Origin of the sequence: Pseudomonas sp. 9.1(2019), assembly GCF_009910445.1 — a bacterium.
Taxonomy (GTDB): Bacteria; Pseudomonadota; Gammaproteobacteria; order Pseudomonadales; family Pseudomonadaceae; genus Aquipseudomonas; species Aquipseudomonas paraversuta.
In genome coordinates, this window is record NZ_VBWF01000003.1 from 1 (window position 1) to 14,705 (window position 14,705).

A 14,705-nucleotide genomic window follows, 5' to 3' on the forward strand; every position below is an offset into this window, starting at 1 on the left:
ACAGCAGCCTCTGTTGCTGTCAAGTGGTTATTTTCAGATGTTTTCAAAGTTTCCTTTGTAACATCAACCACTTGCGCTTTCGATCTCTCGTTAGCGGGAGGCGAATTCTACAGCGTTACACGCTGCTGTCAACACCTCATTTCCTGCTTCGATGACTTGAAGCTGACACTGCCGAAGAACCGTCCAACTCATTGAAACTCAAGGAGTTTTCCGTTTCGACTGCGCCGGAAGTGGGCGAATTATAGGCCGTTGGAATTCTGAGTCAAGGGCTAATTGAGTGACTCTATCAATTAACCCAAAATCATACCCGCCACACATATATAGAGGGGTGCTGACGCACCCCTCTATATATAGCTACAGCACACCCGCCTCACGCAGGGCTTCCACCATCCCATGGTCCAGCCCCAACACTCGCTCCAGGACCTGTTGCGTATGCTCCCCCAACAAAGGAGGCGCATTACGGTACTCCACCGGCGTCTCGGACAAACGGATCGGGCTCGCCACCTGCGGCACCAGGCCAGCCAGCGCATGGGGCAGCTGCATCGACAGCCCACGCGCCTGGACCTGCGGATCTGCAAAGACCTGCGCCAAATCATTGATTGGCCCACACGGCACGCCAACCGCCTCCAGCTGCGACACCCACTCAGCCGTAGTCTTGAAAACTGTTGCCTGCCTTATAAGGGGCACCAGCACTGCGCGATTGGCGACCCGCTGCTTGTTACTCGCAAAACGCGGGTCATCACTCCACTCGGGCCGACCAGCCACTTCAGCAAACTTGCGAAACTGACTGTCGTTACCAACCGTAAGGATGAAGTCGCCATCGGCCGTAGGAAAATCCTGATACGGCACGATATTCGGATGAGCATTGCCAAGACGCTGCGCAGCGACACCTGTAGTCAGATAGTTCATCGCCTGATTCGCCAGGCAAGCCACCTGCACATCCAGCAGCGCCATATCAATATGCTGACCGTGGCCACCCTGCTGCCGATGGGCCAGGGCCGCCAGAATTGCCACCGTCGAGTAAAGACCAGTCAATATATCCGTCAGCGCCACACCAACCTTTACCGGCCCCGCCCCCTCGTCGCCCTCAGGCCGACCAGTCAAACTCATCAGGCCGCCCAGACCCTGAATCATAAAGTCATACCCGGCCCGCTTGGCGTAAGGCCCGGTCTGTCCAAACCCGGTAATCGAGCAGTAGATCAACTCTGGATTCAACGCCTTGAGCGACCCATAGTCCAACCCGTAGGCCTCCAGCCCGCCAACCTTGAAGTTTTCGATCAAGATGTCGGACTTCGCAGCCAGTTCTCGCACCAGTCGCTGACCTTCCGGCTTGGTGAAGTCGATCGTCACTGACTGCTTGTTACGATTGGCCGACAGGTAATACGCAGCCTCCCCCGTACTCTCGCCATACGCATCCTTCAGGAACGGCGGCCCCCAGGCGCGTGTGTCATCACCATTGCCGGGGCGCTCGACCTTGATGACCTCAGCCCCGAGGTCAGCAAGTATCTGCCCCGCCCACGGCCCGGCGAGAACCCGCGACAAATCCAGCACCCGCAAATGCGACAAAGCACCCATGAGCCGAGCTCCTGTTAATAGAACGCCTGAAGACCGGTCTGCGCACGCCCAAGAATCAAGGCATGCACGTCATGCGTCCCTTCATAGGTATTCACTACTTCCAGGTTGACCAGGTGACGCGCCACGCCGAACTCATCGGAAATACCGTTGCCGCCCAACATGTCGCGAGCCATACGGGCGATATCCAGCGACTTGCCGCACGAGTTGCGCTTCATGATCGATGTAATCTCCACCGCCGCAGTGCCTTCATCCTTCATCCGCCCCAGACGCAGGCAGCCTTGCAACGCCAGGGTAATCTCGGTCTGCATGTCAGCCAGCTTTTTCTGAATCAGCTGAGTCGCTGCCAAAGGCCGCCCAAATTGATGGCGATCCAGGGTGTACTGACGCGCGGTGTGCCAGCAGAACTCGGCAGCACCCAATGCACCCCACGAGATCCCGTAACGCGCCGAGTTGAGGCAAGTAAAAGGCCCCTTCAGACCGCGAACATCCGGAAAGATATTCTCTTGAGGCACAAACACGTTATCCATAACGATTTCGCCCGTGATGGATGCACGCAAACCAACCTTGCCGTGAATCGCAGGCGTGCTCAGACCCTTCCAGCCTTTTTCCAGAACAAAGCCACGAATGTCGCCTTCATCATCCTTGGCCCAAACCACAAACACATCCGCGATCGGGCTGTTGGTGATCCACATCTTGCTGCCCGTCAGGCTGTAGCCGCCATCCACAGAGCGAGCACGGGTAATCATCGCACCCGGGTCGGAACCATGGTTCGGCTCTGTCAGACCAAAGCAGCCAATCCATTCACCCGAGGCCAGCTTGGGAAGATACTTCTGCTTCTGCGCCTCAGTACCAAACTCATTGATCGGAACCATCACCAGAGACGACTGCACGCTCATCATTGAGCGATAACCCGAGTCGACCCGCTCTACTTCACGGGCAATCAGACCGTAGCTGACATAGTTCAGACCGCTGCCGCCGTACTGCTCAGGGATCATCGCCCCCAGCAAACCTGTCTCACCCATCTCACGAAAGATCGCCGGGTCGGTCTTCTCATTACGGAAAGCTTCAAGAACACGCGGCGCCAGCTTGTCCTGGGCAAATTGCTCAGCGCTGTCGCGCACCATGCGCTCCTCTTCAGTCAGTTGCTGATCCAGCAACAGTGGATCAATCCAGTTGAAGCTTGCTTTACCCGCCATCAGAGAACCCTCGTGAAATAGATCAAATGTCGTAGATCGATCCTAGGCCGCCCTTAATAGAAGGACAAACGAGGATTACGCACCCTGTTGTGATAATTTCTCACTCTGTAGCCAATGAAAAAGCCATTTATGGCCGTCTTTAGTGAGGATGTCGTACATGCGCCGCAAAATCCCCAGCACCACAGCCCTGATCAGCTTTGAGGCAGCGGCGCGCCACGAAAGCTTCACCAAGGCCGCACAAGAACTATCTCTCACCCAAGGGGCCATTTGCCGACAGATAGCCAGCCTCGAATCGTTCATTGGCGTAGAACTGTTCAGACGCTCCAAACGCGGGGTAAAGCTGACCGAAGCTGGCCTTTCCTACAGTCGGCGGGTTGCAACTCAACTGGATGCAGTAGAACGGGACACCCTGTCCGTCATGGGCCAACAAGGCGCCAACACCATTGAACTGGCCCTTGTCCCTACCTTCGGCACGCAATGGCTGCTACCCCGCCTGAAGGACTTTCAGCAACAACACCCGGACGTCACGGTCAACCTGACCAACCGAACACGCCCCTTCCTGTTCGCCGACACCGATTTTGACGCGGCCATCTACTTCGGTGATGCCGACTGGTCCGGCACATCGTCCTACCGCCTGATGGGTGAAAACCCGGTACCGGTATGCAGCCCTTCTTTACTGGGTGCAGCCCAACACCTGAGCGCAGAAACCCTCGCAGAACTGCCCCTGCTGCAACAAACCACTCGCCCCTACGCCTGGCGACAGTGGTTTAACGCACAGGACATGAACGTGCCACGCGACATGACCGGCGCACGTTATGAGCTGTTTTCGATGCTGGCCCAAGCCGCCATGCACGACATGGGGGTCGCCCTGATCCCGCCTTTTCTGATTCAGCGCGAACTGGCCGAGAAGCGCCTGGTGATTGCCAATGAACGCCCGCTTTCCAGCACCAAGGCTTACTACTTAATGATCCCCGAGCGCAAAATTGAATCGGCCTCTCTGCAGGCCTTTCGCGACTGGCTGATCAAGCAGGCCGCGATCTACAGCCTTACCTGACTCCCCGCATCGTCCGGACAAACTATGTAGTGATGCACAAAAAAGCACTACATATATAAGCAAATGTCGCTATTTTACACTCGTTACTTTTGTCTAACTGGACAAACCTGTAAGGCAGTAACCACGCGGCCTGCAGGGTATTTCCGAAAGTTATGCTGCGATAACCAAAAGAAATCTGAAAAAAACTCAAAAACCCCCTCAAATCATTACAAGCCATGTATTCAAAGGGCTGCAGCTGACCCTTGCGACATTCGGTCACTGCATGACTTGTAGTTAATATCCCGTCACCCTCCATAAGTTCTTGAAGGCCAAAAAAATCGACGGCAGAATGCCCCGCCCCACCTGCATTCAGGCGGGGTCGTGCTGATCGGCCGCCCCAGATGCACCACCCGTAGTGCGCTGGCTTTCTTATAAAAGATCACGCAGGAGATATGACGTGCACATTGGTGTTCCTCTCGAAACCCAACCGGGTGAAACGCGGGTTGCTGCAACCCCCGAAACCATCAAGAAGCTGATCGGCCAAGGCCATAAGGTGACTGTTCAAAGTGGCGCCGGTGTTAATGCCAGCGTTATTGACAGCGCCTATGAAGCTGCAGGCGCGACTATTGGCAGCGCCACAGATGCATTCAGCGCCGAGCTGATTCTGAAAGTCGTCGCCCCGAGCGACAGCGAACTGGCCCTGATCAGTAGCGGCACCGTACTGATTGGCATGCTCAACCCGTTCAGCAATGAAACCATTGCCAAACTGGCCGAACGCGGGATCACCGCCTTCTCTCTTGAAGCCGCCCCCCGTACATCCCGTGCGCAAAGTCTTGATGTGCTGTCATCCCAGGCCAACATTGCCGGTTACAAGGCAGTTCTGGTCGCCGCTCACCACTATCCGCGCTTCATGCCGATGCTGATGACTGCCGCCGGAACCGTTAAAGCTGCACGGGTGCTGATCCTGGGTGCCGGTGTTGCGGGTCTGCAGGCGATTGCCACCGCCAAGCGCCTGGGTGCCGTCATCGAAGCGTCGGATGTACGACCTGCGGTTAAAGAGCAGATCGAATCCCTGGGCGCCAAATTTGTCGACGTACCCTACGAAACCGACGAAGAACGCGAATGCGCCGTCGGCGTCGGCGGTTATGCCCGACCAATGCCTGCCAGCTGGATGCAGCGCCAGGCTCTGGCCGTTCACGAACGCGCCAAGCAGGCCGACATTGTTATCACCACCGCACTGATTCCGGGACGCAAGGCACCTGTGTTGCTGAGTGCAGAAACCGTCGCGCAAATGAAGCCCGGTTCTGTGGTCATCGATCTGGCAGCGGCCCAGGGCGGCAACTGCCCGCTGACCGTTGCCGACCAGGTCGTGGTCGAGCACGGGGTCACCATCGTCGGCTACACCAACCTGCCTGCCATGGTTGCCGCAGACGCCTCCGCGCTGTACGCCCGCAACCTGCTGGACTTCCTCAAGCTGGTCTTCACCCCTGAAGGGCAGTTCCAGATCAACCTTGAAGACGACATCGTCGCCGCGTGCCTGATGTGCCGCGACGGTCAAGTCGTGCGCAAAAACGGCTGAGGATAAAAACATGGAAGAGCTCATCTCCCCCGGTATCTACAACCTGATCATCTTCGTGCTGGCTATATATGTCGGTTATCACGTGGTCTGGAACGTAACCCCTGCATTGCACACGCCCCTGATGGCCGTCACCAACGCCATCTCCGCCATTGTGATCGTGGGCGCCATGCTTGCCGCCGCACTGACGGTCACGCCACTGGGTAAAACCATGGGCACCCTGGCGGTCGCACTGGCAGCCGTAAACGTATTCGGTGGATTTTTGGTCACCCGGCGCATGCTGGAAATGTTCAAGAAGAAAGCACCTAAAGCCAAAGAAGAGGTGCGCAAGCCATGAGCATGAACCTGGTCACTGTTCTTTATCTGGTTGCATCGATCTGCTTTATTCAGGCGCTGAAAGGCCTGTCGCACCCGACCACCTCACGCCGCGGCAACTTCTTCGGCATGCTTGGCATGGGTCTGGCGGTAATCACCACCGTCGGCCTGATCTACAAACTGGGCAGCGAAATTGCGACCGCAGGCATCGGCTACGTGATTGTCGGCCTGCTGGTAGGCGGCACCGCAGGCTCGATCATGGCCAAACGTGTCGAAATGACCAAAATGCCTGAGCTGGTCGCTTTCATGCACAGCATGATCGGCCTCGCGGCAGTCTTCATTGCCATCGCTGCGGTGGTAGAGCCGCAATCGCTGGGCATCGTCAAACATCTGGGCGACGCCATCCCTGCCGGTAACCGTCTGGAACTGTTCCTCGGCGCGGCCATCGGTGCCATTACCTTCTCCGGTTCGGTCATCGCCTTCGGCAAGCTCTCGGGCAAATACAAGTTCCGCCTGTTCCAGGGCGCACCGGTACAGTTCAACGGTCAACACAAACTGAATCTGGTACTGGGCCTGGCCACGCTGGCACTGGGCATCACCTTTATGCTGACCGGCAACCTCAATGCCTTCGCACTGATGCTGGCATTGGCGTTCGTACTGGGCGTGCTGATCATCATCCCGATTGGCGGCGCCGACATGCCGGTCGTGGTCTCGATGCTTAACAGCTACTCCGGCTGGGCAGCGGCAGGCATCGGCTTCTCGCTGAACAACTCGATGCTGATCATTGCCGGCTCGCTGGTCGGCTCTTCGGGTGCGATCCTGTCGTACATCATGTGCAAGGCGATGAACCGCTCGTTCTTCAACGTGATCCTCGGCGGCTTCGGTGGCGCAGTCGATACCGCAGGCCCGGCAGGCTCGAAAGAAGCGCGCCCGGTGAAATCCGGCTCGGCTGACGACGCCACGTTCCTGCTGATGAACGCCGACACCGTGATCATCGTTCCGGGCTATGGCCTGGCCGTGGCACGGGCCCAGCATGCACTTAAAGAACTGACCGAGAAGCTGACCCATCGCGGCGTGACCGTGAAGTACGCCATTCACCCGGTAGCGGGCCGCATGCCCGGCCACATGAACGTACTGCTGGCCGAGGCAGAAGTGCCTTACGACCAGGTGTTCGAGATGGAAGACATCAACTCCGAGTTCGGCCAGGCCGACGTGGTGCTGGTACTGGGCGCCAACGACGTGGTCAACCCGGCGGCCAAGAACGATCCTAAATCGCCGATTGCCGGCATGCCGATCCTCGAAGCCTATAAAGCCAAAACCGTCATCGTTAACAAACGGTCCATGGCCAGCGGCTATGCCGGTCTGGATAACGAATTGTTTTATCTGGATAAAACAATGATGGTCTTCGGCGACGCGAAGAAAGTTATTGAAGATATGGTTAAAGCGGTCGAGTAACATCCCCGCCCCTGCAACACCGAGAACCCCGGAGCTGAATTGGCCGGGGTTTTTCTATTTATAAAGAACCCGACCAAAGGCTCTAAATCGGCCGCTGGCATTCGACCATGGTAGCGGGACGAAAGGCTCTGAAAATGAATAGACTGCGCCTCTTGCTTCCGTTGCCCGAGATAACAATCCATGTACCGTGAACGTATTCGCCTAACTTCCCTACACGACAAGGTCATGAGCGCCGCAGAAGCCGCCGACCTTATCAAAGACGGCATGACCGTCGGCATGAGCGGTTTTACCCGTGCCGGCGAAGCCAAGGCCGTCCCCCAGGCATTGGCCGAACGCGCCAAGCTGTCGCCGTTGAAAATCACCCTGATGACCGGCGCCAGCCTGGGCAACGACCTCGACAAGCAATTGACTGAAGCCGGCGTACTGGCTCGGCGCATGCCGTTCCAGGTCGACAGCACCCTGCGCAAGGCCATTAACGCCGGCGAAGTGATGTTTATCGACCAGCATTTGTCCGAAACCGTCGAGCAATTGCGCAACAAGCAACTGACCCTGCCGGACATCGCCGTTATCGAGGCCGTCGCAATTACCGAGCAAGGTCATATCGTTCCAACGACCTCCGTAGGCAATTCCGCCAGCTTCGCGATTTTCGCCAAACAGGTGATTGTCGAAATCAACATGGCGCACAACCCGAATCTGGAAGGTCTGCACGACATCTACATTCCGACCTACCGTCCGACGCGTACACCGATCCCGCTGGTCAAAGTCGACGACCGCATCGGTAGCACCGCGATCCCGATCCCGGCGGAAAAAATCGTCGCCATCGTGATCACCAACAAGCCGGACTCTCCGTCCACCGTGTCCGAGCCGGACAGCGAAACCGACGGTATCGCCTTCCACCTGATCAATTTCCTCAAGCAGGAAGTTGAAGAAGGGCGCATGACCAACAAGCTTGGTCCGCTGCAGGCAGGCATCGGCAACATTGCCAATGCGGTAATGTGCGGCCTGATCGACTCGCCGTTCGAAGACCTGACCATGTACTCCGAAGTACTGCAGGACTCGACCTTCGATCTGATCGACGCCGGCAAGATGAGCTTTGCTTCGGGCAGCTCGATCACCCTGTCCAGCCGTCGCAATGCCGACGTGTTCGGCAACCTCGAGCGCTACAAGGACAAACTGGTCCTGCGCCCGCAAGAGATCTCCAATCACCCGGAAGTGGTTCGCCGCCTGGGCATCATCGGGATCAACACCGCACTCGAGTTCGACATCTACGGCAACGTCAACTCCACCCACGTTTGCGGCACGCGGATGATGAACGGCATCGGTGGCTCGGGTGACTTCGCCCGCAACGCACACCTGGCGATCTTCGTTACCAAGTCGATTGCCAAAGCCGGAGCCATTTCCAGCGTTGTGCCCATGGTCAGCCACGTCGACCACACCGAGCACGACGTCGACATCCTGGTCACCGAGCAGGGCCTGGCCGACCTGCGTGGCCTGGCCCCACGCGAGCGCGCACGGGTCATCATCGACAACTGCGTGCACCCGGACTTCCGCGAAGCGCTGAACGATTACTTCAACAAAGCCTGCGCTATTGGCGGCCACACGCCGCACATACTGCGTGAAGCCCTGAGCTGGCATATCAACCTCGAAGAAACCGGGAAAATGCTGCCGTAACTCCCGTTCTAGACAGCCGCTGACAAAAAACACTATTTGCCAGCGGCTTTTTTTGGCGTAAATTTCAAAAACTGTACTACTGTACCGGTCAATTCATGGCCCTTCCCCGCCTTCCCCCTGCCAAAACAGTCCGTTTCGCACCACATTGGTGCTGACAGGTACAGTTGTGCTCATTTATGGCCGTACAGCACCCCTAAACAGTTAACTGGCCCATCGCAATACAGTTGAACTGTATCTACTGTGTATGGACACAGAAGAGGATCATTGGCATCAGTTAAACCACTAGCCAATGCCGCCACAAGCGGAAGGATGCCGTCATGGAACGTACACTCAGTTCCGATCTGTTCAACGAAAGCAACACAGTAAACAACCAGGCTTCCATGCCTTTGCGCGTTCTTGCCAACTTGATGTTGTGGCAGCGCCGAATCTCCAGCCGCCATCAACTGGCTCGCCTGGACTCGCGTCTTCTGGCTGATGCCGGGATTAGCGAAGCACAGCGTTACGAAGAGCTGAGCAAGCCGTTCTGGCGCTAATGAGCGCTCGCTGGCCCTGACCACCGGTCTATCGCCAGCACCCTGAATTGAAAAAACAGAACCCGTCGCGGATTACCGCTGACGGGTTTTGTCGTTTATGGGGCGCATTTTTAAGAGGCTATAGCCAGACAGATACAGTTTCTAAAAACATTAAAACAGACAGGTACAGTTACACAAATACTTGATCCAAAGCACTTTGCGTACTCCAATCGGCAAAACATCCTTTGCTCAGCGCTGCCCTGCGCCTACTATTCGAGCCATAAGCGTCTATTTTAATAAGCTCATGTTTTGGAGTCTCACCATGCCCACCCTTCGTCTGTTTAGCGCCGCTGCCTTGCTGACCCTTGCTGCAAGCGCCAATGCCTCAAGCTTTATCGTCACCACCGATAGCATCGTGGGCACCCTCAAGGCCACTTCCGACCTGACGTCCGACGCCACCGGTTCGTTCCGCGACAACAAGATCGTGCGTGCTGCACGTGACGACGCCGCCAGCTTTGTAGCCAGCGAAGGAACCATTCGCGGTGTGAAACTGGAAAGCGCATTCGAGGCCATCCGCCAGCAAGCACCACAGTTGCAGGCCACCGATGCTCAACTGGCCCAGGCAATCCTGACCATTTGATTTTCGGATACGCCTGCCCCCTGTGGGGCAGGCTTGCCCGCAGAAGAAACACTGCGCTGCGCCGCTTCATGAAGAACCCCGCCTCGCGCTGGCTCTGCCCCGGCCATTACGCTAGCCTTGAGTCTCATTCCAACTGCCTCGAGACCCATGCGCTTTTCCTCTTTAGCTCTGCTTGCACTCTGCTGGACACACACAGCCCATGCCTTCGATCTGACCACCCAGAATGTGGTGCTCAGTGGTTACGTCACCAGTAAAGTGACGTCCGCGCCCTTTGATCACAAACTGATACGTGCCGCCCAGGATGATGCTGGCGTCTTCATTGCCAGTGACGGCCAACTGCGAGGAGCGCAGCTGGAATCTGCCTTGCGCTGCCTGCGCCGGAGTCATCCAGAATTGAGTGTCAGCGACCTTGAACTGGCACAAGCAATTCTCGTCCAATAAATACCCGCATTTTCTGGAGATGTTTCATGCGTAGCCCTTTAATTGTCGCGACCCTGGGTCTTTTGCTGCTCGCCGACGTGGCACAGGCACAGACCCTGGTCCAGACCAGCAACATCATTGTGCGGGCCTTTGGCCGCACCATTGACTTCACCTCGGACACCACCACCTCGATCCGCGACTCCAAAGTCGTGCGCGAGGCTCAGGATGACGCCGCCACTTTCGTTGCCAGCCAGGGCGACATTCGCGGTGTGCAGCTGGAATCAGCCTTCAGCACCCTGCGTGAGCGTGTCCCCGAAGCCCGTACCGCCAGCGACCAGGTCCTCGCCGAAGCCATACTCGCACTGTGAGGCGGTTAACGCGCTGGTTCTTCGTTTGTGGCCTGCTGCTTGCGGGCAGTGCCCAGGCCGCTCTGCATCTGCAACTCAAGACCGAAGGCCTGAGCCCGGCTGAACAACAGGCCAGCCAGGCTCTGCTGGACGAGGCCATGCAGAGCCTGCCACCGCGTTTTATCGAGCAGCTGGACCGACAGATTCTGGTGGGCTGGACCGATGACATGCCAAGCAATGCCTACGGCCAGGCGTCGCTGGTGTCAGAGCTGGACCTCAATCGCAAGCTGCTGGCCGGGCTGACCGACGGTTCTGCCGCCACCCTGCAGACCAACCGTCCCCACGGCACCGTGCGCCGGGAAATGCTCGCCACTGTGCTGCACGAACTGACCCACATCTACGACCGCGCCCGACTCTGGCCCGCCGCAGAGCGCAGCCTGATCCTGCGCTGCAGCAGACAAAGCAACAGCTCCGGAATCATTGGCCTGCCCGATCAATGCCGCGGCCAGACCGAACGCCGCTTCACCCTCAGCGATGATCCACGGCTGCTCGACCTGGCCGGCTGGCAGCAATATGTCGGACGCCGTGGCGAGCGCGAGCAAGACAACCACCAGATCGTTCGCAGCCCGGACCTTTACGAAGTCACCAACCCCAAAGAGTTTGTGGCGGTCAACATGGAGTACTTCCTCCTCGACCCGGCCTACGCCTGTCGCCGCCCAGCCCTCTACCGCTACTACAAGGCGCATTTCGGCTGGGCCCCGGCGGCCAGGGACGAATGCCCCAAAGGCTTCGCCTTCCTCAACGCCGGTAACGACTTTGCCCTGCAGCCCCTGGGCACCGTCGACCCGGAGCGGGTCTACGCCGTCGACTACCTGCTGGCCGAGGCCAACCAGGAGTGGGCCAGCCGCTGGGGCCACAGCATGCTGCGCCTGGTGATCTGCGCCCCCGGACGCCCGCGCGGCCCGGACTGTCGCCTCGACCTGCAAGAACACCTGGTTCTGTCCTACCGGGCATTCGTCAATGACGTACAGCTTTCAAGCTGGGACGGCCTGACCGGGGCTTACCCGTCACGCTTGTTTGTGTTGCCACTGGCCCAGGTTATCGACGAATACACCAAGACCGAACTGCGCAGCCTGGCTTCGGTGCCGCTCAAGTTGAGCCGCCCCGAAATTGAAGAAGTGGTTGAGCACGCTGCCGAGATGCACTGGAGCTATGACGGCAACTATTACTTCATCTCCAACAACTGCGCGGTGGAAACCCTGAAGCTGCTGCGCAGCGGTAGCGACAATAGCCAGCTCAAAGGGCTCGACAGCATCGTGCCCAATGGCCTGCTTGAAGTGCTTGAGGGCCGCGGGCTGGCCGACACCAGCGTGCTGGAGGATCCGAAAGAGGCCCTGCGCCTGGGTTACCGGTTTGACTCCTACCGCGACCGCTATCAAGCCATGTTCGACGTGCTCAAAACCCGCCTGCCAATCAAACAGACCACGGTTGAAGACTGGCTGGCCCTGAATGCCGACGAACGCCGGCCGTGGATCGAGAAGGCGGACCTGCGCTCGAGTGCTGCGCTGTTATTGCTTGAGCAGGCCAGCTTTCGTCGACAACTGCTGCTGGCCCAGGACGAGGTCAAGCAAAAGTACCTGGGCGCCCGCGGGCTCAAGGATGGCGGCATGGATAAAGCCAATAAAACCCTGCAGCAGATTCTCGCCACCAGCGGCTTTCTCAGCCGCCCGGCCGAGTTGCTCGGCAGCAGTGGTTATGGCCTGCCGCAAGCCAAAGAGTGGGAAGTGCTCCAGTCCGAAAGCAGCCAGCGCCAGCAGCAACTGCTGCGCCTGACCACTGACCTGGACCAGGAAGTGCGCGGCCTGCTTGAACCGGCCCGGGCGGCGGAAATTGCTGCCACCGAAGCCAACGTCAAACAGATCGGCGAGCACTTGCGGGCGATTCATAAAGCGTCAGGCGGGTTGCAACTGCCCTGATTCTGCTAACCCCCCTGCAGGATCGAGCTCTTTAGCCTGGCTGAAAACAGCTCGCTCCTGCAGGACTTGCCCGGCGTATCTCAGGCTCCCGGCACAAAGTGCTTCTGCACGGTGCCGTGGGCGATCAGCCGCGAGAGGTAGTTCATTTTCTCGGCATCCTGATCGACAAAGCGGAACGTCAGTTGCAACCAGTCACTGTCCGGCCTGGGCTCGTAAGCCACGATGGCATGCAGATAGCCATTGAGGCGCGCAACCTCGGCGTTCTCGCCCTGCTCAAGGTCCAGTACCGCACTGGCCAATACCTGAGGCAGCACTTCACCGCGACGCACCACCAGCAGCGCTTCCTTGAGGCTCAGAGCCTTGATCACGCACGCCTGGGTGCCGCTGGCCAGGCGCAGCTGCCCTTGACCCCGACCAGCCGGCGCCTGAGCGACTGGTTTTGCGGCTGGCGCCACCGGACGTGCAGCCGCAGCAGGAGCCGGGGTGATTACTTGGGCCTTGCCACCGGTCAGTGCATTCAGCGAGTCGTTACCGAAGGCGCTGCTCAAGCGTGCAGGTGCACTGCTCATCACGGCATCCAGCAAACCCGCCTTGGCAAAAGCCTTCTTCACCTTGGTCAACAACTGCTCGTTGGTGAAGGGCTTGCTGACAAAGTCTGAGACCCCGGCCTGAATCGCCTGAATCACATTTTCCTTGTCCCCGCGGCTGGTCACCATAATGAACGGCAGGGTTTTCAGATGATCCTGCTCACGGCACCAGGTCAGTAGTTCAAGGCCGGACATCTCCGGCATTTCCCAGTCGCACAGCACCAGATCGAAAGTCTCACGGGTCAGCAATGCCTGGGCTTTACGGCCATTGACTGCGTCTTCGGTCCTGATGCCCGGAAAATAGTTACGCAGGCAATTTTTAACCAGATCGCGAATAAACGACGCGTCATCCACCACCAGCACACTGACCTTGCTCATCGACTGCTCCTTTAAAATCCTGACCACCCTGCCCGCATTCAAAGCAATGTGCCAAGACCGACAGGCACCCCAACGGCATTAACGTTCGCAGAGCGCCTTGAATATGAATGCCAAAAACCAAAACGCCCGGCTAGAGCCGGGCGTTTTTTATCTCGGGCAGTCTTATTTATCGTCAGCAGACTGCACAACATTAGCTTTATCACCGCCTGTGCCTTCAACTTCTTCGCGCATGCGCTTGAGGCCCATGTGCCGCACGTCCGTGCCGCGCACCAGATAAATCACCAGCTCGGAGATATTGCGCGCATGGTCGCCAATACGCTCCAGCGAACGCAGAACCCAGATGATGCTCAACACACGCGAGATCGAACGCGGGTCCTCCATCATGTAAGTGGCCAGTTCGCGCAGTGCGGTCTTGTACTCGCGATCGATGATTTTGTCGTACTGGGCTACCGACAGCGCGAGGTCGGCATCGAAGCGGGCGAACGCATCCAGTGCATCACGCACCATATTGCGTACCTGATCGCCGATGTGCCGCACTTCGACATAACCCCGGGGCGCCTCGCCTTCTTCACACAGCTGAATGGCACGGCGAGCGATCTTGGTCGCTTCGTCACCGATGCGCTCCAGGTCGATAACTGACTTGGAGATACTGATGATCAGGCGCAGGTCAGAGGCTGCCGGCTGGCGACGGGCCAGAATGCGCAGGCATTCTTCGTCGATGTTGCGCTCCATCTGATTGATCTGATCGTCTATCTCGCGCACCTGTTGCGCCAGGCCCGAGTCGGCCTCGATCAACGCCGTGACGGCATCGTTGACCTGTTTCTCCACCAGGCCGCCCATCGCCAGCAAGTGACTGCGTACGTCTTCGAGTTCCGCGTTGAACTGCGCGGAAATGTGATGGGTGAGGCCATCCTTTGAAATCATGGTTTTGCTCCGCAAAAGCTTCAAGCGACCAGCTTCAAGCTGCAAGTTGATTGTGTCGTTACGCCAAACTGCATTTACTTGCCGCTTGAGGCCAACGGCT

Annotated in this window: 14 protein-coding genes and 1 pseudogene; 11 read left to right on the forward strand and 4 right to left on the reverse strand. The window is 58.0% G+C overall.

Going from position 1 to position 14,705, the window contains the following annotated elements:
• Positions 1 to 195, forward strand: a pseudogene (locus FEZ21_RS22575) (hypothetical protein); the annotation flags it as partial.
• A 159-nt stretch (positions 196 to 354) separates the two neighbouring features.
• On the opposite strand, the gene FEZ21_RS03080 reads toward FEZ21_RS22575, so the two are convergent.
• Together FEZ21_RS03080 and FEZ21_RS03085 are read right to left on the reverse strand one after the other, a co-directional pair.
• Positions 355 to 1,575, reverse strand: a complete 1,221-nt coding sequence (locus tag FEZ21_RS03080) for a CaiB/BaiF CoA-transferase family protein (protein WP_010657075.1) — start codon at positions 1,573 to 1,575, stop codon at positions 355 to 357.
• Between the two features lie 14 nt (positions 1,576 to 1,589).
• Positions 1,590 to 2,771, reverse strand: a complete 1,182-nt coding sequence (locus FEZ21_RS03085) for an acyl-CoA dehydrogenase (protein WP_003438163.1) — start codon at positions 2,769 to 2,771, stop codon at positions 1,590 to 1,592.
• 157 nt (positions 2,772 to 2,928) lie between these two features.
• Between FEZ21_RS03085 and FEZ21_RS03090 the strand changes: the two genes are divergently transcribed.
• The 10 genes from FEZ21_RS03090 to FEZ21_RS03135 all read left to right on the forward strand — a co-directional run bounded on the left by FEZ21_RS03090 (position 2,929) and on the right by FEZ21_RS03135 (position 12,716).
• Positions 2,929 to 3,825, forward strand: a complete 897-nt coding sequence (locus tag FEZ21_RS03090) for a LysR family transcriptional regulator (protein ID WP_010657074.1) — start codon at positions 2,929 to 2,931, stop codon at positions 3,823 to 3,825.
• Positions 3,826 to 4,261: 436 nt separating this feature from the next.
• Positions 4,262 to 5,383, forward strand: a complete 1,122-nt coding sequence (locus FEZ21_RS03095; protein ID WP_127196922.1) for a Re/Si-specific NAD(P)(+) transhydrogenase subunit alpha — start codon at positions 4,262 to 4,264, stop codon at positions 5,381 to 5,383.
• Positions 5,384 to 5,393: 10 nt separating this feature from the next.
• A complete protein-coding gene (locus tag FEZ21_RS03100; RefSeq protein WP_003438157.1) occupies positions 5,394 to 5,717 on the forward strand; it encodes an NAD(P) transhydrogenase subunit alpha in 324 nt (107 codons plus the stop codon).
• Positions 5,714 to 7,150, forward strand: coding sequence for an NAD(P)(+) transhydrogenase (Re/Si-specific) subunit beta (locus FEZ21_RS03105; RefSeq protein WP_003438156.1), 1,437 nt, complete (start codon positions 5,714 to 5,716; stop codon positions 7,148 to 7,150). The genes FEZ21_RS03100 and FEZ21_RS03105 overlap by 4 nt, the downstream gene beginning before the upstream one ends.
• A gap of 180 nt (positions 7,151 to 7,330) precedes the next feature.
• Positions 7,331 to 8,821 (forward strand): acetyl-CoA hydrolase/transferase family protein, encoded by a 1,491-nt coding sequence (locus tag FEZ21_RS03110; protein ID WP_003438154.1) that lies wholly within the window; start codon positions 7,331 to 7,333, stop codon positions 8,819 to 8,821.
• A 317-nt stretch (positions 8,822 to 9,138) separates the two neighbouring features.
• Positions 9,139 to 9,354, forward strand: coding sequence for a DUF1127 domain-containing protein (locus FEZ21_RS03115; RefSeq protein ID WP_003438153.1), 216 nt, complete (start codon positions 9,139 to 9,141; stop codon positions 9,352 to 9,354).
• Positions 9,355 to 9,655: 301 nt separating this feature from the next.
• On the forward strand, positions 9,656 to 9,973 hold the full coding sequence (locus FEZ21_RS03120) for a DUF2388 domain-containing protein (protein WP_003438151.1): 318 nt from the start codon (positions 9,656 to 9,658) through the stop codon (positions 9,971 to 9,973).
• 147 nt (positions 9,974 to 10,120) lie between these two features.
• Positions 10,121 to 10,414, forward strand: a complete 294-nt coding sequence (locus FEZ21_RS03125) for a DUF2388 domain-containing protein (protein WP_003438149.1) — start codon at positions 10,121 to 10,123, stop codon at positions 10,412 to 10,414.
• A 26-nt stretch (positions 10,415 to 10,440) separates the two neighbouring features.
• Positions 10,441 to 10,761, forward strand: a complete 321-nt coding sequence (locus FEZ21_RS03130; RefSeq protein WP_010657071.1) for a DUF2388 domain-containing protein — start codon at positions 10,441 to 10,443, stop codon at positions 10,759 to 10,761.
• Positions 10,758 to 12,716, forward strand: a complete 1,959-nt coding sequence (locus tag FEZ21_RS03135; RefSeq protein ID WP_003438146.1) for a DUF4105 domain-containing protein — start codon at positions 10,758 to 10,760, stop codon at positions 12,714 to 12,716. Before FEZ21_RS03130 ends, FEZ21_RS03135 begins: the two co-directional genes overlap by 4 nt.
• 80 nt (positions 12,717 to 12,796) lie before the next feature.
• Here the strand turns inward: FEZ21_RS03135 and FEZ21_RS03140 are convergent, their stop codons facing one another.
• Positions 12,797 to 13,681, reverse strand: a complete 885-nt coding sequence (locus FEZ21_RS03140) for a response regulator (protein ID WP_003438143.1) — start codon at positions 13,679 to 13,681, stop codon at positions 12,797 to 12,799.
• A 162-nt stretch (positions 13,682 to 13,843) separates the two neighbouring features.
• On the reverse strand, positions 13,844 to 14,605 hold the full coding sequence (gene phoU / locus FEZ21_RS03145) for a phosphate signaling complex protein PhoU (protein WP_003438141.1): 762 nt from the start codon (positions 14,603 to 14,605) through the stop codon (positions 13,844 to 13,846).
• Between the last annotated feature and the right edge of the window lie 100 nt (positions 14,606 to 14,705).

Excerpts from the sequence above, each read along its gene's own strand:
- FEZ21_RS03125 (WP_003438149.1), top strand. The coding sequence starts at position 10,121 with ATGCGCTTTTCCTCTTTAGCTCTGCTTGCACTCTGCTGGACACACACA.
- FEZ21_RS03085 (WP_003438163.1), bottom strand. The coding sequence starts at position 2,771 with ATGGCGGGTAAAGCAAGCTTCAACTGGATTGATCCACTGTTGCTGGAT.
- FEZ21_RS03120 (WP_003438151.1), top strand. The coding sequence starts at position 9,656 with ATGCCCACCCTTCGTCTGTTTAGCGCCGCTGCCTTGCTGACCCTTGCT.
- FEZ21_RS03105 (WP_003438156.1), top strand. The coding sequence starts at position 5,714 with ATGAGCATGAACCTGGTCACTGTTCTTTATCTGGTTGCATCGATCTGC.
- FEZ21_RS03090 (WP_010657074.1), top strand. The coding sequence starts at position 2,929 with ATGCGCCGCAAAATCCCCAGCACCACAGCCCTGATCAGCTTTGAGGCA.
- FEZ21_RS03080 (WP_010657075.1), bottom strand. The coding sequence starts at position 1,575 with ATGGGTGCTTTGTCGCATTTGCGGGTGCTGGATTTGTCGCGGGTTCTC.
- FEZ21_RS03100 (WP_003438157.1), top strand. The coding sequence starts at position 5,394 with ATGGAAGAGCTCATCTCCCCCGGTATCTACAACCTGATCATCTTCGTG.
- FEZ21_RS03140 (WP_003438143.1), bottom strand. The coding sequence starts at position 13,681 with ATGAGCAAGGTCAGTGTGCTGGTGGTGGATGACGCGTCGTTTATTCGC.
- phoU (WP_003438141.1), bottom strand. The coding sequence starts at position 14,605 with ATGATTTCAAAGGATGGCCTCACCCATCACATTTCCGCGCAGTTCAAC.
- FEZ21_RS03110 (WP_003438154.1), top strand. The coding sequence starts at position 7,331 with ATGTACCGTGAACGTATTCGCCTAACTTCCCTACACGACAAGGTCATG.
- FEZ21_RS03115 (WP_003438153.1), top strand. The coding sequence starts at position 9,139 with ATGGAACGTACACTCAGTTCCGATCTGTTCAACGAAAGCAACACAGTA.
- FEZ21_RS03130 (WP_010657071.1), top strand. The coding sequence starts at position 10,441 with ATGCGTAGCCCTTTAATTGTCGCGACCCTGGGTCTTTTGCTGCTCGCC.